Below are 18,007 nucleotides of genomic sequence, written 5' to 3' on the forward strand. Positions count from 1 at the left end.
TCCAGACAATCAATCATGAAAAGGCAGAGATACCGGCGCCAAAAAGCGGTTCTATACCTCTTGGGGATTAGCCCGTGCTCCGTTCACCCGTCGACAACCTCGACGCCCTTCCAGAATGCGATGCGGCCCTTTATTTCTTCCGCTGCCTCCTTTGGTTCGGGGTAATACCATGCCGCATCCGGATTGATCTGCCCGCCGGCGTTGATCGAGTAATAATTCGCCGTACCCTTCCACGGGCACTCGCTGGTGGTATCGCTGGGCACCAGAACACCGCGCGCGACATCGTCTGCAGGGAAGTAATGGTTTCCCTCCACGACGATCGTTTCGTCGCTGCGGGCAAGCAGTTCGCCATTCCAATGCGCAGATACGGTCATGGGCGAAGCCTTTTCTTGTTGTTCGTGTTTGCTAGGACAGTCCGCGAAACAACAAGGGGTTCCTGTCCATGCGCCGTTTCCTGCTAGCTTCTGCGGTTGCCGCCATCGCGTGCGGCTCCCCGGCATTCGCTCAAGACAATGCCGAGCGCATCGCTGCAGCCGCTCTCGAAGCGGCTCCGGTATGGGACGGGCATAACGATGTTCCCATCCAGCTGCGTTCGCGGGTTGGCAACGTGATCAACGATTTCGATTTTCGCGATACGCTCAATACGGCCTCTGCAGATCATTCGGCCATGCATTCGGACCTGATCCGCCTAAAGCAGGGGAAGGTCGGGGCGCAGTGGTGGTCCGTTTATGTCAGTGCAAACTTGTCGGAGCCCGAAGCTGTTCAGGCTACGATCGAGCAGATCGACGTCACGAAGCGCCTCATCGCGCGCTATCCCGACGATATGCAGCTCGCGCTGAGCGCGGATGAGGTAGAGGAGGCGATGGCGGCCGGGCGTATTGCCTCGCTCATCGGGATGGAGGGTGGCCACTCGATCGGGTCGAGCCTCGCCGTATTGCGGCAAATGTACGATCTTGGCGCGCGTTACATGACGCTGACGCACGGAAAGACTTTGAGTTGGGTCGACAGCGCCACCGACGCTCCCAGGCATGATGGGCTCAACGCGTTCGGCAAGGATGTCGTGCGCGAAATGAACCGCATCGGGATGCTGGTAGATTTGAGCCATGTCAGCGAAGCATCGATGATGGATGCGCTCGATGTGGCTCAGGCGCCCGTCATTTTCAGTCATTCAGGGGCACGGGCCGTCGCGGGGCATTTGCGCAATGTTCCGGATGGTGTGCTTGCCCGCATGCCTGCAAACGGCGGTATCGTGATGGTCGTTGCATTGCCGTGGTTCATCAAGGAAGACCTTCGGACTCATTCGGCCAATCGAGCAGGCGAAGAAGCCCGTCTGAAAGCCCTTTATCCGGGCCTTCCAGATACAGTCGAAGCCCAGCTTGCCAAATGGGATGCGGAAAATCGCGAACCGGTCGCGACCATTTCGGATATGGCTGACCACATCGATCATATTCGCGATGTTGCCGGCATCGATCATATCGGCATCGGGGGCGATTACGATGGCATGCCGAGCGGCCCCGTAGGAATGGAAGACGTCACCGGCTACCCCGCCCTGTTTGCGGAACTCGCCGGGCGTGGGTATTCGCAGGATGATCTCGAGAAGATTTCATCCCGCAATATGATGCGGGTTCTGCGTGAAGCGGAAGCGTTCGCCGCCAGCGTTTCCGACCTCCCCCCGATCGAATACCCGGCTGGCGAACCTCGCGACGATAGCGAATGAACGCCAGCACGCGATAGCAGGCTACAATCTATAAGCTGGCGCTGGAGATGCCGTCAGAGTTTTGCCAGGGTAAGGGGATCGCGCTCGCCGTCGTAGAACTGTTCGAGCGCTTCGGAGAAGACTTGCGCGTCTTCATCTCCGCAGGCGAGTTCGAAAAGCGTCATGCAGCTTCGAAACTTCAGTGCATCGACAGGTCCGAGAATATCTTCCGCTGACATGGTGCCGGCCCAGTCCAGCATGGCTTCCGTCGCTTCAAAAAGCCGCGGGCCAAGTTCGTCGTGGGTACAATAGGACGTCGCTTCGGCCTTGTCGGCAAGCGCGAATCTCCGGGCGTGTGCACTGCTGCCTAGCCCGGCAATCTGGGGAAAGATGAACCACATCCAGTGGCCCACCTTCTTGCCTTCGTGAAGTTCGGCAAGGGCCGCGTCGTAAGCGCCGCCGTCCTGAGCGTTCAGGAAATGGGCGAACTCGCTACGTTCAGTCGTCTTCGTCGACATGGTCGGGGAGCCCGTCGAGCTTAGTCGAGGCATAATCCTCGAGCTCGTCTTCACTCATGCTATCGTACATGTCTTTCGAAGCGCCCTGAAGGTCACCGACCTTTGTCTCGCCTCTCTTAGCGGCCAACGCAGCGCCGGCCGCGCGTTGCTGGGCTTTCGATTGTGCAGGCATCAGTTCTGCGCCTCCAGTTCGGATCCTAATTTCAGGACTTCGTCGCCATCATCCTGCCGGACGAGATAAGCCGGATTGTCTCCGTCGCCATCCTTCGTCACTTCCGCACCCTGCAGGGTGCGGGTGACTTTCCGTTCGAACCGCTCCGAAATCTGGCCCTTGCCTTTGCCGTTACCCCAGCTCCATTCGACATATTGGCCGGACCTGAAACTGTTTGAATTGCTCATGCGACCTCTCCGCAGATGCTCAGTTTTCGACGACTTCCAGTCCGTCTTCGGTGGTGGTGCGGTCTTGTTGCGTTGTCGCCTCGTCATCGCCCAGATCGGTCACGATGCTGTCGGTATCGCTGCTACCGTCTTCCATGGACGAAATCTGACCGCTCACGGTGCCTTCTTCCTCGACATCGCCCGTGGTCATTGCGGGAATAATCCAGGTAATCGACAGAAGGATCACTGCCAGAAGCAAACCTCCGGCCAGTACCCAGCGTACGACGCCCTCTTTCGAGCCACCGCTTGCTTCGGTTTCGTCGATGTGGATCTCTTCGCCTTCTTTGTGCACGCGGTACTACTCCCTCAAAATGTGCGAACCCGCAGGTATCAGGGAGATTTACGCTTCCGTGCGGGGAATGTTCCTTTGCGCTAGTCGCGCAGCAGATCATTGATCCCGGTTTTCTCTCGCGTCTGGGCGTCCACCGTCTTGACGATCACGGCGCAGGCCAGGCCCGGGCCGCCGTCCTTGCCCGGCAGGGCTCCGGGTACGACCACCGAGTAAGGGGGTATATGTCCGCGGATGACCTCGCCGGTGTCGCGATAGACGATCTTGGTCGACTGGGTGATGAAAACGCCCATGGCGACGACACAGCCTTCACCCACAATCACGCCTTCGACGATCTCGCTCCGTGCGCCGATGAAGCAATTGTCGCCGATAATGGTGGGATTTGCCTGCATCGGCTCCAGCACGCCGCCAATACCCGCACCGGCGGATATATGGCAATTTTCGCCGATCTGCGCGCAGCTGCCGATGCTGGCCCAGGTGTCGACCATCGTGCCCTTGCCGACATAGGCTCCGATATTGACGAAACTGGGCATCAGTACGCAGCCGGGGGCGATGTAGGCACCTTCGCGGGCAATTGCGCCGGGCACAACGCGGAACCCGGCCTGGCGGAAACGGGCATCGTCCCAGCCGGCGAACTTGCTTGGAACCTTGTCGAATGCAGGATGGCCCGCACTCCCGCCTTCCATGACCTGGTTGTCGTTGAGGCGGAAGCTGAGCAGAACAGCTTTCTTCAGCCACTGGTTGACGGTCCACCCGCCCTTGCCATCGGGTTCTGCAACGCGACCTTCGCCGCTGTCGAGCAAGGTGAGCGCCGCTCCGACCGCTTGGCGCACGTCACTCGATTGCGGAGTGACATTGGCGCGGTCTTCCCACGCAGCTTCGATGCGGTTTTCGAGGTCGGCGCTCATCTTCATCTCCGGATAATTCGGAGCACGCGTTAGCAGCGTTGCTGCGCTAGTCCATCCCTGCTGCCGTGGCGAATTTGTATGCCCTGTCGACCAGCGGCGCGACACGTTCGGACATCGACTTCGCATGAGCGGAAGACGCGGTACCATCGATCACGCGTTTCTTAATGCCCTGCATGATGCCCGCCAGGCGGAACAGATTATAGGCAAAGTACCAGTCCATCGGCGGTACGGGATAGCCGGTACGCGCTACATAGCGCTCCACTGCTTCGTCCTGCGACGGGATGCCGAGTTCCTTGAGGTCGAGACCCTCCAGTCCAGCGCGGCCATCATGAGGGTTATGCCAGTTCAGCATCAGATAGCTGAAATCCGCAATCGGATCGCCGAGAGTGGACAGTTCCCAGTCGAGCACTGCGAGTACTTCGTTGGAATCTGGTCGGAAGATCATATTGTCGAGCCGGTAGTCGCCATGCACAACGCTGCTCTCGTGCTGCGGCGGGATGGTTTCGGGCAGCCATTCGATAAGCCGTTCCATCTGGGGCATGTGCTCGGTTTCGGAGAGCTTGTATTGCTTGGACCAGCGGCTGATCTGACGTGCGCAATAATCGGTCGGCTTGCCGAAATCCCCAAGCCCGATGGCAACAGGATCCTTTGTGTGGAGATCGGCAAAAGTGTCGATCATCGAGTTGTAGATTTCTTTCCGCTCGGCCGGTGTATTGTTGGGCAGGGAGCCGTTCCAGAGACTGCGCCCGTCGGCGAGACCCATGACGAAGAACTTCGAACCGATAACCTCGGGATCTTCGCACAGGCCGTATGTCTTGGGCACGGGGAAGCCGGTGGGCCCGAGGGCATGCATCACCGTGTATTCCCGGTCCACGGCATGCGCGCTTGGCAGCAGCTTGCCGAAGGGCTGGCGGCGCAGCACATAGCTGCGCGCCGGCGTGTCGATCCGGTAGGTCGGGTTGGACTGGCCGCCCTTGAACTTGGTATAGCTCAGGGGGCCTTCGAAACCCTCGACATTGGCCGTAAACCACTCTGACAGCGCGTCGAGGTCCATCCGGTCGGCTTCGGGGACCTCGATTGTGCCGACCATTTCCTTGTCGAAATCGATCGCCTGTTCTTCGGCCATCAGTCGAAGACCACCACGCTGCGCGCGGAGGTTCCCTGCTTCATCTTTTCGAACCCTTCGTTGATCTTCTCCAGCGGGATACGCTCGGCGATGATCGTGTCGAGATCGAGGAGGCCGCGCATGTAGAAGTCGACGAGGCGGGGCAGATCGACCGGGAAGTGGTTCATGCCCATGATTGCGCCTTGCAGTTTCTTGCCCGACAGGAGGTCCATGGCGCCGAGACCGACCTTGCAGTCCAGCGGCATCATGCCGAGGATCGTGGCGGTGCCGCCGCGCCGGAGGATCTTCACGCACAGGTCGGCGGAGGCCTGGCGGCCGACGGCTTCGATAGCGTGGTGCACGCCGCCGCGGGAAATCTTCATGACTTCCTCGACCGCGTTATCGGCCATGGCATCGACCGTGTGGGTGGCGCCAAGTACTTGAGCGAGTTCACGTTTTTCGGCGAGGGGGTCGATGGCGATGACTTTGCCCGCGCCGGCGATCTTGGCCGCGTTGATCGCCGCCAGACCGACGCCGCCGCAGCCGACCACGGCCACGGTTTCGCCCGGGACGACCTTGCAGGCATTAAAAATCGTTCCCGCTCCGGTAGTTACGGCGCAGCCAATGATGGCCGCCCGGTCCAGCGGCATGTCCTTATCGATGGCGACGCAGGCATTTTCGTGGATCAGCATCTGTTCGCAGAAGGCGGACAGATTGAGCATCTGCCCTACAGGAGTCTTGTCAATCGAACGTATGATCCGGGGTGTTTGGTCGGCCGAACGGCGCGTATCGGCCCCAAGACACAGGGCCATACGGCCGGTGACACAGAATTCGCAGTGTCCGCAGAAGACGGACAGGCACGAAACCACGTGATCGCCCGGCTTCACCGTCTTCACTTCCGATCCGACCGCGCGCACCACGCCCGCAGCTTCGTGACCCGGAATGGCGGGAAGCGGGTGCGGATAGGCACCGTCGATGAAGTGGAGGTCGGAATGGCACAGGCCGCACGCCTTGGTGTCGATCAGGACTTCATGCGGTCCGGGATCGGCGAGTTCCACCTCGCCGATCGTGAGCCCGCCGACCTTTTCAAGAATAGCTGCCTTTGCCATCAGCGTGTCGCCCCCATGTCGCCCGAGCTGTGGTTGTCGTTGCCCGATGTGGGCGCCGCACCTTCGCGCAGGGCATTGGCGGTGGGACCGGCTTCGGGAAGATGCTTGGCAAATTCCATCCGCGCGATCGAGCGTGCGTGCACTTCGTCCGGACCATCGGCAAGGCGCAGCGTGCGCTGGTGGGCATAGGCATTGGCCAGACCGTAATCGTCCGACACGCCGCCGCCGCCATGCGCCTGGATGGCATCGTCGATGATGCGCAGCGCCATATTGGGTGCCTGCACCTTGATCATGGCGATTTCCTGCTTGGCCGCCTTGTTACCGACCTTGTCCATCATGTCTGCGGCCTTGAGGCAGAGCAGACGGGTCATGTCGATGTCGATACGGGCACGCGCCACGCGTTCTTCCCAGACCGAGTGCTTGTAGATCGGCTTGCCGAAAGCTTCGCGTTCCTGGAGACGCTTGCACATCTTGGCGAGCGCTTCTTCGGCAACGCCGATGGTGCGCATGCAGTGGTGAATGCGGCCCGGCCCAAGGCGCCCCTGCGCGATTTCGAAGCCGCGGCCTTCGCCCAGCAGCATGTTGTCGACCGGAACGCGCACGTCCTTCAGTTCGACTTCCATGTGGCCGTGCGGGGCATCGTCATAACCGAAGACGGGCAGGTGACGCAGGATGTTCACGCCCGGCGCATCCATCGGCATCAGGAGCATCGATTGCGCGGCGTGACGCCCGGCGGAAAAATCGGTCTTGCCCATCACGATGGCAACCTTGCAGCGCGGATCGCCCACGCCCGAAGACCACCACTTGCGCCCGTTGATGACATATTCATCGCCGTCGCGTTCGATGCGGGTTTCGATGTTGGTCGCGTCGGACGAGGCAGTGAACGGTTCGGTCATCAGGAAGGCCGAGCGGATTTCGCCGTTCATCAGCGGCGTCAGCCACTGGTCTTTCTGCGCGCGAGTTCCGTAGCGATGGAAGACTTCCATATTGCCGGTGTCGGGTGCGGAGCAGTTGAACACTTCCGAAGCGAAGCCGATGCGGCCCATTTCTTCCGCGCAGAGGGCATATTCCAGATTGGTGAGGCCCGGGCCTTCGAATTCGAAGCTTTCTTCGACGTGGTGATGGCCGTCGTTGCGGGGCGGCATGAAGAGGTTCCAGATGCCTTCCTTCTTCGCCTTGGCCTTGAGATCTTCGACCACGGGAATGACTTTCCAGCGTTCGCCTTCGGCATCCTGTTTCTTGTAGGTGGAGACGGCCGGGCGAACGTGATCGTCGATGAAATTCTTCACCCGGTCGCGCCAGTATGCTTGCCTCTCAGTGGGTTCGAAATCCATCGTATCTGTCCTCTTCTCTCAATTCGGTTGCGCCATGAAACTGGCATAAGGTTAGTGCCAAGCCAAGCCCGCTTGGCCGGTCAGGGGGTTATCGAATGCGCATCCGGGTCGGCGCGCACGGCATCATCGATCGGGTCGTTTTCTTCGGTTGGCGGGCGCCGCGACAGCCGGTTCGCCACCCGCGCTTCGTGCTGGGCCCGCGTGATCGGGAAGCGCCCCAGCCAGAAGGCTGCGAAGAGCGCAAGCGCGCTGGCCGCGATGACGAACAGTACCACCAGTTGCCGCACGGCATCGGGCGAAACAGCGGCCTGCGGCGTGCCCGGGGCGATATCGACCGATTGCACGATCAGGCTGGTCAGCATGATGCCGCCACCGGTAGCGCATTTCTGCACCAGCCAGTTGCCCGAATAGAACGTGCCTTCCGCCCGCTTGCCGGTGCGTTCTTCGAACGCCTCGACAATTTCAGCGACCATGGAGGTGGCCGAAATGATCGAGATGACGCTGGACGTATTGGCGACGATCAGCAGGGCGAACAGCAGGACGGTGGAGGCGGTCGTTCCCGGAGGCGGCCATGCGCCTGCCAGCAGCAGGAAATAGGGGCCGCAGTAGAATACCAGGCCGACCAGCGCGGAGACGGCGGCGGCTTTCGGCTTGCCCCAGCGGCGATGGATGGGGCTGACGATCAGGAACATGAGCACGACCGAAAGGAACAGGACGGCGGGATAGAGCTTGAAGGCCAGATCGCTGAACTGCCACACGTAGAGGTTCACATATTGCGTGATCGAAAAGGTCATGCCCTGAAGGATGTAAGCGGCCAGCCCGCCGAGCGCGAAAATGACGAAAGCCTTTTCGCGGAAGGCATCGAAGATTTCCGAAAAAGCATTGCGGATCGAGAAGGCAGGGGGCCGATGCGGCGGGCGATGCGCCACGACGCGGTGCTGGGCCGCCGCCGAACCGATGACCGAAAGCGCGATCAGGCCCGCCCCGAACATCCCGTAGAGCGCATAGCCTTCGGGCTGGAGCTGGGATTGCGGGGTGGGCAGGAACAGGGTGAAGGTCAGCACCATCATCAGCAGGCCGCCAAGCCAGCCCGACAGGAAGCGATAACGGAACAGCGTGGTGCGTTCATCGTAATCGTCGGTGATTTCGGGCACCAAGCTGACCGACGGCACTTCGCAGGCCGACAGGAGCAGGCGCACGCCGACGGCCAGTGCGACGATATCCCAATAGCCCGGCGCGCCGGTAAAGGGCGGCGACCACAGGAGGGTCCACAGAACGGCCAGCGGGATCGGAGCGAGATAAAGCCACGGCAAGCGGCGGCCCCATTTCGTATAGGTACGGTCCGACAGATGGCCGAGAAGCGGATCGACCAGCGCATCGATCAGCAGCGCTGTCGCCAGCGCCGCCCCGACCGTGCTGGCGTCCACGCCGAGAACGAGATTGTAGAAGGGCAGCAGAAAGAAGCTGAAGCCCGAATCCTTCACGCCGAAGGCCACGGCCCCGAAGCCGTGGGCCAGCTTCAGACGCTGGGGGAGGGGGCCTTTGACGAAGGGCATCAGGGCGCTTTCTGTGCCTCCCTGGCCTGCGCTTCCATCGCTTCGAGAGAGGCCAGCAGGCCGGGTTCTTCGGGGTCCCAGCTATGGCGCGGGCCGACTGTCAGACCGCCGTCCACCAGCAGCGAGGTTCCGGTTACGAAGCTGGCTTCCTCGCTGGCGAGGAATGCGACCGCATTGGCGATATCCATCGACTGGCCCCCGCGCGCCACGGGCTGGGCGTTGGCGGACATCTGCGCGATCGCGGCCTTGGCCATCGCTTTCATCTCGCCCGTCAGTTCCAGGCTGGCGGTGAAGATATTGGTGTTGATGAAGCCGGGCTGGACCGCGTTTACGCGAATGCCGTGTCGTGCAAGGTCGGTCGCCGCGCATTTGGTGAGATGCAACACGCCCGCCTTGGCCACGGCATAGGCGGTGGGGGAGTAGCCCGGGCCGACGGCCGCCACGCTGGATACATTGACGATGCTGGCACCCTTGCGCCCCTTCATATGCGGGACGGCATAACGGATGCCGAAGGCCACGGACCGCAGCAGCAGGTCCATCGTGCGGTCCCAGTCATCCGGTTCCATTTCGGAGATGTCGGCACGGGTGCCGCCGGCGCCGGCATTGTTGAAGACGACGTCGATACCGCCCGTTTCATCGCCTGCGCGGTCCATCAGCGCCTTTATGGCAACAGGATCGCAGACATCGCATCGGGCAAAGCGCACGTCACCCGGAGTATCGGCGGCCAGTTTCTCGCCCCCGTCGATATCGATATCGGCGGCGAAAACGATGGCACCTTCGCTGGCGAACAGCGCGGTTGCAGCAGCGCCGATTCCCGACGCTGCGCCAGTAACGATTACGGTCTTGCCCGAGAATCGCATGCCTACTCTCTCCCCGAATTTCTCCGTTTCAAGCTTAGGGGAGCGCTGCGCCGCGTCAACGCATTCCGGCTGACGTTACGGCAATGCGGACCGTCGCCAGTGGTCTTGCACATGCCATGCGAATCACCCTAACGTAAGCGTCAACATACCGCTGCTTTAGAAGAGAGGATTCGGCACATGTCCGACAGCGATCTGGAAGCCTTCCGCGCGGAAACGCGTGAATGGCTCGAGGCCAACTGCCCACCCGAAATGCGTGAACCCGTCCGTGACGAGGGCGATGTCTATTGGGGCGGCCGCAATGCCAGCTTCAAAAGCGACGCGCAGAAAGCCTGGTTCGAGGCGTGCCGCGACAAGGGCTATACCGTGCCCGAATGGCCCAAGGCCTATGGCGGTGCGGGCCTGACCCCGCCCGAAGGCAAGATCCTGCGCCAGGAAATGGCGCGCATCAACGCCCGCCCGCCCCTGTCCAGCTTCGGCATCTGGATGCTTGGCCCGGCGCTGCTGCATTTCGGCACCGAAGGCCAGAAGCAGAAGTTCCTCAACGAAATCGCGCGCGGCGAAATCCGCTGGTGCCAAGGCTATTCCGAGCCGGGCAGCGGTTCCGACCTAGTTTCGATGCAGACGTTCGGTGAAGACAAGGGCGACCACTGGGTGGTCAACGGCCAGAAGATCTGGACGTCCTATGCCGACGAAGCCGACTGGATTTTCTGCCTCGTCCGCACGGACAAGGAGAACAAGTACCAGGGCATCACCTTCATGCTGTTCGACATGGAGAACGAGGGCGTCAGCACCAAGCCGATCAAGCTGATCAGCGGCAACAGCCCGTTCTGCGAAACCTTCATGGACGATGTCACCGTCCCCAAAAGTTATGGCGAGGACATTCCCGGCTATGTCGGCGAGATCAACCGCGGCTGGGACGTGGCGAAATATCTGCTCGGCCACGAGCGCGAGATGATTTCGGCTACCGGCGGCGGCGACCGTGCCTCTTCGCTGGGTGCCGTGACGTCGCGTGCGGGCCTGCTGGATCCGGTGCTGCGCGCCGAAATGGCCATGTTCGATGTGGATGCCTTGTCCTTCACCGCGATGAGCGAGAAGTTCATGGATGAACTGAAGGCCCGGAAGGGGCATCCCGCCCAGCCCAACATGCTGAAATATGCCGGGACCGAGCTGAACAAGCGCCGCCACGAACTGCTGATGGCAGCGGGCGGCAGTGCGGCGCTGGAATGGGAAAGCGAAGAGAGCAACGGCGGCAAGACCGCCCGCAGCTGGCTGCGCACCAAGGCCAATTCCATCGAAGGCGGTACGAGCGAGGTCATGCTCAACGTCATTTCCAAACGTATTCTCGACCTGCCGGGAGCCTGATCGATGCCTCTGTATTACGACGACGACCAGACGATGCTGGCCGAAACCGCCAACCAGTTCATGGCGGAAGAAGGGTCGATCAAGAACCAGCTGCGCCACTGGCGCGACCGCAACTGCAAGGACGGTTTCGGCCATGCCCTGTGGAAGCAGTTCGGCGAAATGGGCTTCACCGGCATGCTGGTGGGCGAAGACGACGGCGGGCTCGGCATGGGCCAGGTGGAAGCGAACATCGTGCTCGAGGAAATCGGGCGCAATCTGACGCCGTCGCCCTTCCTGTCGTCTTCCGTGCTGGCTGCGACTGCGCTCAAGCACGGAAGCAACGATGTGAAGGGCCGCTGGCTTCCGGACCTGATTTCGGGTGACAAGGTCTATGCCGTCGCGATCGACGAAGGGCCCAAGCACCGGCCCGAAACGATTGCCTGCAAGGCCGAGAAATCGGGCAATGGCTTTCGCCTGTCGGGCAAGAAGGATTTCGTGGTCTATGGCGCCAGCAGCGAGATGATCGTGGTGGCTGCCCGGACTTCGGGCAGTGACAGCGACGACGAAGGCGTGACCCTGTTCGCCGTGCCGCAGGACGCCGCGGGCATGAGCCACGACAGCGTGCGCCTGGTCGACAGTTCGATGGCCAGCCACATCACCTTCGACGGCGTGGAGCTGGACGGCGATTCCGTGATCGGCGAAGTCGACGGCGGGCGCGAAGTCCTCAACGCCATGCTGATGGCGGGCCGCGTCGGTTCGGCAGCGGAAGGCGTGGGCGTCGCCCGCGGCGCGATGGACATGACGGTGGATTACCTGCGCCAGCGCAAGCAGTTCGGCAAGGTGATCGGCGAATTCCAGGCGCTGCAGCATCGCGCCGCGCATCTCTATTCCGAAGTCGAGATCGCCCGCGCGGTCACGATCAAGGCAGCCCAGCTTGTCGACGGCGGCAGCGAAAAAGCCGATCTGATGGCATCGGTCGCCAAGGCCAAGGTGGCCAAGGTGGCGGGACTGGCCGTGCGCGAAGGCGTGCAGATGCATGGCGGCATCGGCATGACCGACGAATACGATATCGGGCTCTACATGAAGCGCGACCGGGCGCTGCAGGAATTCCTGGGCGACCAGTATTACCACGCCGGCCGCGTTGCCGAGCTGAGCGGTTATTGAGCGGGAGAGACATGATGACGCTTGAAGACCTGTTCAGCCTCAAGGGGCGCGTTGCGCTCGTCACGGGCGGGAGCCGCGGCATCGGCAAGATGATCGTCGAAGGCTTCCTCGCCGCCGGGATCGAGCGCGTTTACATCAGCGCGCGCAAGATCGACGAGATCGAGGAAACCTGCGCCGAGCTGGGCGACAGGGTGATCGGCATCCAGGGCGATCTGTCGACGATCTCGGGCATCGAGGCGCTGGTGGAAGAGCTGTCGAGCCGCGAGAGCAAGCTCGATATCCTTGTCAACAATGCCGGGGCGGCCTGGGGCGTCGACTATCTTGAGTTCCCGGAAGCGGGCTGGGACAAGGTCATGGACCTCAATGTGAAGACGCCGTTCTTCCTGACCCAGAAACTGCACACGCTGCTGACCGCCGCCGCCAGTGCGGACAAGCCGGGCAAGGTGATCAACATCACCTCGATCGACGGGCAGCGGGTCAATCCGTGGGAGACCTACAGCTACCAAGCGTCGAAGGCTGCGCTCATCCACCTGACCCGCCGGATGGCGGCGCGGCTGGTGAAGGACCACATCTACGTCACCAGCCTGGCACCGGGGGCTTTCCCGTCCAGCATGAACCGTGCAGCGCGCGACCATGAGGAGAAATCGGCCGCCGGCATTCCGAGCAAGCGCGTGGGCGACAAGCTGGATATGGGCGGCACCGCCGTATACCTCGCCAGCAGGGCCGGGGACTATACCATCGGCGAGACGCTGACGGTCGATGGCGGCATTGTGAATGCTCTGCTTCCGACCCACTTTGCCGATCCGGGATAAGGGTTCGAACCGTTGATCCGATAAGCGCCACTACCCGTTGAAGGAGAGCGGAATTTCCTTGCGGGTGGCGTTGCTGCCAAGCTAACTGGCGCGAATATTTTTCAAGCAGTCAGCCGGCATTCGCCAGCGGTGAGGGGTCGATAAAGTGCGTAGTGTTTCCGTCCGTGCCATCAGTGCAGCACTGTGCTGCGTTCTCGTAACCGCGTGCGGCGGTGACGATTCGCCGACCCCGACCCCCACCGAAAGCCCGACGCCCGGGCCCTCGCCGAGCCCCACGCCGACGCCGACCGAAGTCGATTTCGATTTCTCGACCGATTTCACGTCGAGCATCACCAACTCGGCCTATGCCTTCGCCTATTTCGCGCCGGAAGGCGGCACCGAAGTGTGGAGCGACGGTTCGCGCCGCAACGGCCAGAGCACGATCACATATGAGGTCGCGCCGGAGAACGTCGAATACACTTGGCCCGACACGCTCGAGCTGGAAAGTTTCACGGCAGCAAACCTGCTGAATTCGTCCCCCACGATCAGGACGTATCGCAAGGGAACCACGGACGGGCTCCAGATGGAGCTGCCGTTCGAGCACGTTCTGCGCGTCGCCTATGAAAAGTCGCAGTCATTCATCCGCGACACGGTGCCCGGCACGCTGCGCAGCTTCCGCTATGCGCTGTTCTTCAATCCGGTCACCACGGATACCACTATCACGGCCAACCTTTCCTATACCGGCACGCCGCAGGCGACCGGCGGCGAGGCAGGCGTAACGCCGTCCGGCGCCATCACGTCGCCCGAAACCACTTTGGTCGTCGGTCCTGACGGGAACAACATCAAGATCAACGGCACGATCCGTATTCTGGAAACCGTCAATGGCAATAACGTCGTACGGGCCGTTCTCCCCATTTCCGGGAACGTGGGTACCAACGGATTCTTCAATGGGCTGATCGAGGACGAAGCCAATGGCTTCGCCGGCAATTTCGTCGGATCGCTCGCCGGACCTTCGCGCGAGGAAGTGTTCGTCGTCTTCTATGTCGTCAAGGTGGACGATGAAGGCGAGGAAGACGAAGACGATGTGCGCAAGTACATCGGATCGCTGATCGGCAGCTGATCCATAACCGGACGGGCAGGGCGACAGGCCCGCCCGTCTGCTAGTTCATGAGTTCGCGAACGAACGGGATCAGCCCGGTCTGGCGCTGGCGCTTCATGCGTTCGGCATCGAGAATTTCGCGCACTTTCGCAAAACACGCGTTCACATTTTCATTGATGACGACGTAGTCGTAAGCATCCCAGTGGCTGATTTCCGCGCGCGCACGTTCCATGCGGGCGGCGATTACATCGTCGGCATCGGTACCCCGGCTACGCAGCCGCCGTTCCAGTTCGGCGATGCTTGGCGGGAGGATGAACACCCGGACGACGTCCTGCTGATCCTTCTGGTAGAGCTGCTGCGTACCCTGCCAGTCGATGTCGAACAGAAAGTCCTGGCCTTCCTTGAGCGCGCCGCGGATCCGCCCCTTGGGGGTGCCGTAGCGATGGCCGAACACGGGCGCCCATTCGTAGAAATCGTCTTCCTCGACCATGCGGTCGAATTCGGCGTCATCGACGAAATAATAATGCACCCCGTCGATTTCGCCCGGACGAGGAGGGCGGGTCGTCGCGCTGACCGACAGTTTGATCTCTTCGTCGGCGCCCAGCAACATGCGGCTGATCGTCGTCTTGCCTGCACCGCTGGGCGATGAAAGGATGAAGAGCAGGCCCCGCCGGGCCAGTTTGTCGTGCGAAATCGTGGAATCGGTCATGCGCGCTGTTGGCGCATGAGGCACAGGCGAATCAAGTCCTGCCGACGGATAAGTTTCAGTTCTTGTCGTCGCGCCCGGCCTGCCTGCGCAAGGACCGGTCGCCTTCTCTGCGGGCCTTGCGTTTCGACTGACTGCGGTCGAACAGCACTTTCAGGGCAAGGCCGGTGCCCACCACCAAGGCCCCCGGAACAGAACGGGTAGCGACTTTGGTCACGCCGTAAGCCGCCAGCGTTTGCAACACGGAGCGGTTTTCGACCGCTTCCTTGGCAAACTTCGTGCCGTACTGTTTGCCAAGGACGGCTTTCTCAACCGCCATCCGCGACAGGCGCCCGGCACTGCGCAGCGCAATGTCATGAATGATGAGATTGGTTGCGGGGTTCGTGCTGGGCCCGGCGACCACGTGCCGATGTCTCGCGGCGCGATCGGGTGCACTGATGGGTTCACCGACCATGTCGGTGATGTGATCTGGTTTGTCCTGCCTGTTTTTCCGGCGTTTCGCCATGTCCTGCCCCGCTTGCCGGGACGGCCCGGCGCCTACTTCTTGCGGCCGAAATCGACCGTGACGACATTCGAACCGTCGTCTGCTCCCTTAACGCCTTCCTCTGCGGCCTGTTCCGTACCGTCATTGTCGGGATGTTCGGTTGGAGCGGGGGCCATGTCGTTGACAGTGGCCTGAAACTGGAGCCCGAAATCCACGGCAGGATCGACGAACTGCGTGATAGCCGCGTAAGGAATGTCCAGTTCTGCCGGCACCTGATTGAACGACAGGCCGACGGCAAAACCGTCTTCCCGGACATTGAGGTTCCAGAATTTGTTCTGGAGCACGATCGTCATTTCGTCAGGGAACCGTTCGCGCAGGCTGGCCGGGATGGATACGCCCGGAGCATGTGTCTTGAAGGTGATGTAAAAGTGATGGGCGCCGGGAAGTTCGCCGCCACCATCTTCGATTTCACTCAGCACACGCCCGACGACGGCGCGCAAGGCTTCCTGGACGATGGAATCGTAAGGGATCAGGCTGTCGGGCGTCTCTTCGCTCATGCGCTGCTAGGTGGAGCGAGGCGCGTCATGGGTCAAGCGCTTTAAGCGCGCCTTTACCCTGCCGATATGCGCAATTTCTTGCGCCCCGCCCGCCACCGCTCTAGCGCGGCTGCCATGCGTACAGGCCGTATCGAGCGTAACACTGCGGAAACCAATATTCTTGTGGACGTCAATCTCGACGGCACAGGAAGCTATGACGTCGCAACGGGCATCGGTTTCCTCGACCACATGGTCGAACAATTTGCGAAACATTCGCTGATCGACGTGACCCTGAAGGTGGAAGGTGATCTGCATGTCGATCAGCATCATACGACCGAGGACAGCGCATTGGCGCTCGGCCAGGCACTGTCCGCCGCTCTGGGCGATAAAGGCGGTATCGCGCGTTATGGCAGTGCCTATTCGCCCATGGACGAAACGCTGGCCCGGGTAGCGCTCGACATTTCCGGGCGACCCTATCTCGTGTGGCGCGCAGGCTTCAGCCAGGAAAAGCTGGGCGAGTGGGACACCGAGCTGATCGAGCACTGGTTCCATTCGGTCGCGCAGACCTGCGGCCTGACGCTGCATGTCGAACTGCTATACGGCACCAACAACCACCATATCTGCGAGGCGATCTACAAGGGCTTTGCCCGTGCTATGCGGGCTGCGGTCGAAGTCGATCCGCGCAAGGGCGGCACGATCCCGAGCACGAAAGGGCAGTTGGGTGGCTGAGATAGTCGCCCTCGTTGATTACGGCGCGGGCAATCTGCACTCGGTCGAGAACGCGCTCCGCAAGGTGGGCGCGACGGTAAAGGTCACCGCTGACCCGGACGTGCTGCGCGCGGCAGACCGTATCGTTCTGCCGGGCGTCGGGTCGTTCCGGGCCTGCGCCGAAGGACTGCGGGCCGAACAGGGCGTGATCGAAGCGATGCACGAACGTGTCTTCGTCGGCGGGGCGCCCTTCCTGGGCATTTGCGTCGGCATGCAGTTGCTCGCCGCGCGGGGGCTGGAACACGGCGAGACACCGGGTCTCGGCTGGATCGACGGGACCGTTCGTCTGATCGAGCCGATCGATACCAGCGTAAAGGTGCCGCATATGGGCTGGAACGATGTGGCACCCCTGCCGCATGCACGAAGGCACGAAGTCGTTGCCGAAGGCGAAGCCTATTTCCTGCATTCCTACCACTTCAAGGCGCGTTACCGCGAAGATGTGCTGGCGATGAGCGATCATGGCGGCGGGCTGGTGGCGGCAGTGGGCCGCGACAATGTGGTCGGCGTGCAGTTCCATCCCGAAAAGAGCCAGGCCTACGGGCTGGACCTGTTGAGCAAGTTTCTGGAGTGGAAGCCGTGATCGTTTTCCCCGCAATCGACCTGAAGGGCGGCGAAGTCGTCCGCCTTGCCGAAGGCGATATGGACCGCGCGACGGTCTATGGCGATGATCCGGCCGCGCAGGCCAGACTTTTCGACGCTGCCGGGGCAGGCCATCTGCATGTTGTCGATCTGGACGGCTCGTTCGCGGGTTCGGCGCAGAACCGCGAAGCGGTGGAGGCGATCGTCGCGGCATTCCCGGGTTATGTGCAATTGGGCGGTGGCATTCGCACGCCAGCTGATGTCGAAGGCTGGTTCGAGGCGGGCGTTGCGCGCATCGTGATCGGGACCGCGGCGCTGAAAGATCCGCAATTCGTCAAGGACATGGCCCGCGAGTATGAAGGCGGCATAGTCGTAGCGGTCGATGCGCGCGACGGCATGGTCGCGACCGATGGCTGGGCCGAAGTTTCCGATGTGTCGATTGTCGACATGGCGCGCCGGTTCGAAGACGCGGGAGTTGCCAGCCTGCTGTTCACCGACATCGGGCGCGATGGCCTGCTTAAGGGCGTGAACATCGACGCGACCGTCGATCTCGCGAGGCGCGTCGATATCCCGGTCATCGCCAGCGGCGGCGTGAAGGGGCTCGACGACATCCATGTCCTTTCGCTCTACGCCAATGAAGGCATCGAAGGGGTCATCACCGGGCGGGCGCTCTATGACGGGCGCCTGGACCTTGCGGCAGCGCTCGCCATGGCGGCACGGCAATGA

22 protein-coding genes are annotated in these 18,007 nt (G+C 61.7%); 8 read left to right on the forward strand and 14 right to left on the reverse strand.

Features of this window, described 5'->3' with window-relative positions; all coding sequences use genetic code 11:
* Positions 1–83: 83 nt before the first annotated feature.
* Complete coding sequence (locus AC13F2_RS09460) at positions 84–374, reverse strand: DUF427 domain-containing protein (RefSeq protein ID WP_196846919.1); 291 nt, start codon at positions 372–374, stop codon at positions 84–86.
* Positions 375–442: 68 nt separating this feature from the next.
* Here AC13F2_RS09460 and AC13F2_RS09465 point away from each other — a divergent pair, with 68 nt between their 5' ends.
* Positions 443–1,717 (forward strand): dipeptidase, encoded by a 1,275-nt coding sequence (locus AC13F2_RS09465; RefSeq protein ID WP_482964277.1) that lies wholly within the window; start codon positions 443–445, stop codon positions 1,715–1,717.
* 53 nt (positions 1,718–1,770) lie between these two features.
* On the opposite strand, the gene AC13F2_RS09470 is transcribed toward AC13F2_RS09465, so the two are convergent.
* From AC13F2_RS09470 to AC13F2_RS09515, 10 genes are all read right to left on the reverse strand, one after another.
* Positions 1,771–2,214: a DUF1810 domain-containing protein gene (locus AC13F2_RS09470; protein ID WP_482964276.1), complete on the reverse strand. Its 444-nt coding sequence runs from the start codon at positions 2,212–2,214 to the stop codon at positions 1,771–1,773.
* Positions 2,195–2,386: a DUF3008 family protein gene (locus tag AC13F2_RS09475; protein ID WP_103022311.1), complete on the reverse strand. Its 192-nt coding sequence runs from the start codon at positions 2,384–2,386 to the stop codon at positions 2,195–2,197. The genes AC13F2_RS09470 and AC13F2_RS09475 overlap by 20 nt, the downstream gene beginning before the upstream one ends.
* The gene (locus AC13F2_RS09480; RefSeq protein ID WP_103022312.1) at positions 2,386–2,613 is read right to left on the reverse strand and encodes a hypervirulence associated TUDOR domain-containing protein; all 228 of its coding nucleotides are present in this window, start codon (positions 2,611–2,613) and stop codon (positions 2,386–2,388) included. The genes AC13F2_RS09475 and AC13F2_RS09480 overlap by 1 nt, the downstream gene beginning before the upstream one ends.
* A 19-nt stretch (positions 2,614–2,632) precedes the next feature.
* A complete protein-coding gene (locus AC13F2_RS09485) occupies positions 2,633–2,944 on the reverse strand; it encodes a hypothetical protein (protein WP_199797710.1) in 312 nt (103 codons plus the stop codon).
* Between the two features lie 80 nt (positions 2,945–3,024).
* Complete coding sequence (gene dapD / locus AC13F2_RS09490; RefSeq protein WP_482964275.1) at positions 3,025–3,849, reverse strand: 2,3,4,5-tetrahydropyridine-2,6-dicarboxylate N-succinyltransferase; 825 nt, start codon at positions 3,847–3,849, stop codon at positions 3,025–3,027.
* Positions 3,850–3,895: 46 nt separating this feature from the next.
* Positions 3,896–4,975, reverse strand: coding sequence for a phosphotransferase family protein (locus tag AC13F2_RS09495; protein ID WP_482964274.1), 1,080 nt, complete (start codon positions 4,973–4,975; stop codon positions 3,896–3,898).
* Positions 4,975–6,063: a Zn-dependent alcohol dehydrogenase gene (locus AC13F2_RS09500; RefSeq protein ID WP_103022314.1), complete on the reverse strand. Its 1,089-nt coding sequence runs from the start codon at positions 6,061–6,063 to the stop codon at positions 4,975–4,977. Before AC13F2_RS09500 ends, AC13F2_RS09495 begins: the two co-directional genes overlap by 1 nt.
* On the reverse strand, positions 6,063–7,397 hold the full coding sequence (locus tag AC13F2_RS09505) for an acyl-CoA dehydrogenase family protein (protein ID WP_196846913.1): 1,335 nt from the start codon (positions 7,395–7,397) through the stop codon (positions 6,063–6,065). The genes AC13F2_RS09500 and AC13F2_RS09505 overlap by 1 nt, the downstream gene beginning before the upstream one ends.
* An 80-nt stretch (positions 7,398–7,477) precedes the next feature.
* Positions 7,478–8,953 carry an MFS transporter gene (locus tag AC13F2_RS09510; RefSeq protein WP_196846912.1) on the reverse strand — a complete coding sequence of 492 codons (1,476 nt, stop codon included), beginning with the start codon at positions 8,951–8,953 and terminating at the stop codon, positions 7,478–7,480.
* On the reverse strand, positions 8,953–9,813 hold the full coding sequence (locus tag AC13F2_RS09515) for an SDR family NAD(P)-dependent oxidoreductase (RefSeq protein ID WP_482964273.1): 861 nt from the start codon (positions 9,811–9,813) through the stop codon (positions 8,953–8,955). The genes AC13F2_RS09510 and AC13F2_RS09515 overlap by 1 nt, the downstream gene beginning before the upstream one ends.
* 177 nt (positions 9,814–9,990) lie before the next feature.
* Here AC13F2_RS09515 and AC13F2_RS09520 point away from each other — a divergent pair, with 177 nt between their 5' ends.
* From AC13F2_RS09520 to AC13F2_RS09535, 4 genes are all read left to right on the forward strand, one after another.
* Positions 9,991–11,175, forward strand: a complete 1,185-nt coding sequence (locus tag AC13F2_RS09520; protein WP_103022318.1) for an acyl-CoA dehydrogenase family protein — start codon at positions 9,991–9,993, stop codon at positions 11,173–11,175.
* A gap of 3 nt (positions 11,176–11,178) precedes the next feature.
* A complete protein-coding gene (locus tag AC13F2_RS09525; protein WP_221596210.1) occupies positions 11,179–12,318 on the forward strand; it encodes an acyl-CoA dehydrogenase family protein in 1,140 nt (379 codons plus the stop codon).
* Between the two features lie 14 nt (positions 12,319–12,332).
* A complete protein-coding gene (locus tag AC13F2_RS09530; protein ID WP_196847947.1) occupies positions 12,333–13,130 on the forward strand; it encodes an SDR family NAD(P)-dependent oxidoreductase in 798 nt (265 codons plus the stop codon).
* Between the two features lie 145 nt (positions 13,131–13,275).
* Positions 13,276–14,229: a hypothetical protein gene (locus tag AC13F2_RS09535; protein WP_221596208.1), complete on the forward strand. Its 954-nt coding sequence runs from the start codon at positions 13,276–13,278 to the stop codon at positions 14,227–14,229.
* A gap of 40 nt (positions 14,230–14,269) precedes the next feature.
* On the opposite strand, the gene gmk is transcribed toward AC13F2_RS09535, so the two are convergent.
* The 3 genes from gmk to AC13F2_RS09550 are packed head-to-tail and all read right to left on the reverse strand — an operon-like array spanning position 14,270 to position 15,955.
* On the reverse strand, positions 14,270–14,917 hold the full coding sequence (gene gmk / locus AC13F2_RS09540) for a guanylate kinase (RefSeq protein ID WP_103022321.1): 648 nt from the start codon (positions 14,915–14,917) through the stop codon (positions 14,270–14,272).
* A 55-nt stretch (positions 14,918–14,972) separates the two neighbouring features.
* The gene (locus AC13F2_RS09545) at positions 14,973–15,419 is read right to left on the reverse strand and encodes a hypothetical protein (protein WP_482964272.1); all 447 of its coding nucleotides are present in this window, start codon (positions 15,417–15,419) and stop codon (positions 14,973–14,975) included.
* A gap of 32 nt (positions 15,420–15,451) precedes the next feature.
* Entirely contained in the window at positions 15,452–15,955 is a 504-nt protein-coding gene (locus tag AC13F2_RS09550) for an SspB family protein (protein ID WP_103022323.1), read from the reverse strand.
* A gap of 114 nt (positions 15,956–16,069) precedes the next feature.
* Between AC13F2_RS09550 and hisB the strand changes: the two genes are divergently transcribed.
* The 3 genes from hisB to hisA are packed head-to-tail and all read left to right on the forward strand — an operon-like array spanning position 16,070 to position 18,007.
* Positions 16,070–16,663, forward strand: a complete 594-nt coding sequence (hisB, locus tag AC13F2_RS09555) for an imidazoleglycerol-phosphate dehydratase HisB (RefSeq protein ID WP_103022688.1) — start codon at positions 16,070–16,072, stop codon at positions 16,661–16,663.
* On the forward strand, positions 16,656–17,282 hold the full coding sequence (gene hisH / locus AC13F2_RS09560; protein ID WP_272020510.1) for an imidazole glycerol phosphate synthase subunit HisH: 627 nt from the start codon (positions 16,656–16,658) through the stop codon (positions 17,280–17,282). Before hisB ends, hisH begins: the two co-directional genes overlap by 8 nt.
* Positions 17,279–18,007, forward strand: a complete 729-nt coding sequence (hisA, locus tag AC13F2_RS09565) for a 1-(5-phosphoribosyl)-5-[(5-phosphoribosylamino)methylideneamino]imidazole-4-carboxamide isomerase (RefSeq protein WP_196846907.1) — start codon at positions 17,279–17,281, stop codon at positions 18,005–18,007. The genes hisH and hisA overlap by 4 nt, the downstream gene beginning before the upstream one ends.

The sequence above is a fragment of the Qipengyuania sp. L-5Y genome (assembly GCF_056859455.1).

Excerpts from the sequence above, each read along its gene's own strand:
- AC13F2_RS09500 (WP_103022314.1), bottom strand. The coding sequence starts at position 6,063 with ATGGCAAAGGCAGCTATTCTTGAAAAGGTCGGCGGGCTCACGATCGGC.
- AC13F2_RS09525 (WP_221596210.1), top strand. The coding sequence starts at position 11,179 with ATGCCTCTGTATTACGACGACGACCAGACGATGCTGGCCGAAACCGCC.
- AC13F2_RS09550 (WP_103022323.1), bottom strand. The coding sequence starts at position 15,955 with ATGAGCGAAGAGACGCCCGACAGCCTGATCCCTTACGATTCCATCGTC.
- AC13F2_RS09470 (WP_482964276.1), bottom strand. The coding sequence starts at position 2,214 with ATGTCGACGAAGACGACTGAACGTAGCGAGTTCGCCCATTTCCTGAAC.
- AC13F2_RS09475 (WP_103022311.1), bottom strand. The coding sequence starts at position 2,386 with ATGCCTGCACAATCGAAAGCCCAGCAACGCGCGGCCGGCGCTGCGTTG.
- AC13F2_RS09465 (WP_482964277.1), top strand. The coding sequence starts at position 443 with ATGCGCCGTTTCCTGCTAGCTTCTGCGGTTGCCGCCATCGCGTGCGGC.
- AC13F2_RS09460 (WP_196846919.1), bottom strand. The coding sequence starts at position 374 with ATGACCGTATCTGCGCATTGGAATGGCGAACTGCTTGCCCGCAGCGAC.
- AC13F2_RS09495 (WP_482964274.1), bottom strand. The coding sequence starts at position 4,975 with ATGGCCGAAGAACAGGCGATCGATTTCGACAAGGAAATGGTCGGCACA.
- gmk (WP_103022321.1), bottom strand. The coding sequence starts at position 14,917 with ATGACCGATTCCACGATTTCGCACGACAAACTGGCCCGGCGGGGCCTG.
- AC13F2_RS09510 (WP_196846912.1), bottom strand. The coding sequence starts at position 8,953 with ATGCCCTTCGTCAAAGGCCCCCTCCCCCAGCGTCTGAAGCTGGCCCAC.
- hisB (WP_103022688.1), top strand. The coding sequence starts at position 16,070 with ATGCGTACAGGCCGTATCGAGCGTAACACTGCGGAAACCAATATTCTT.
- dapD (WP_482964275.1), bottom strand. The coding sequence starts at position 3,849 with ATGAGCGCCGACCTCGAAAACCGCATCGAAGCTGCGTGGGAAGACCGC.
- AC13F2_RS09530 (WP_196847947.1), top strand. The coding sequence starts at position 12,333 with ATGACGCTTGAAGACCTGTTCAGCCTCAAGGGGCGCGTTGCGCTCGTC.
- AC13F2_RS09505 (WP_196846913.1), bottom strand. The coding sequence starts at position 7,397 with ATGGATTTCGAACCCACTGAGAGGCAAGCATACTGGCGCGACCGGGTG.
- AC13F2_RS09520 (WP_103022318.1), top strand. The coding sequence starts at position 9,991 with ATGTCCGACAGCGATCTGGAAGCCTTCCGCGCGGAAACGCGTGAATGG.
- AC13F2_RS09480 (WP_103022312.1), bottom strand. The coding sequence starts at position 2,613 with ATGAGCAATTCAAACAGTTTCAGGTCCGGCCAATATGTCGAATGGAGC.
- AC13F2_RS09515 (WP_482964273.1), bottom strand. The coding sequence starts at position 9,813 with ATGCGATTCTCGGGCAAGACCGTAATCGTTACTGGCGCAGCGTCGGGA.
- AC13F2_RS09545 (WP_482964272.1), bottom strand. The coding sequence starts at position 15,419 with ATGGCGAAACGCCGGAAAAACAGGCAGGACAAACCAGATCACATCACC.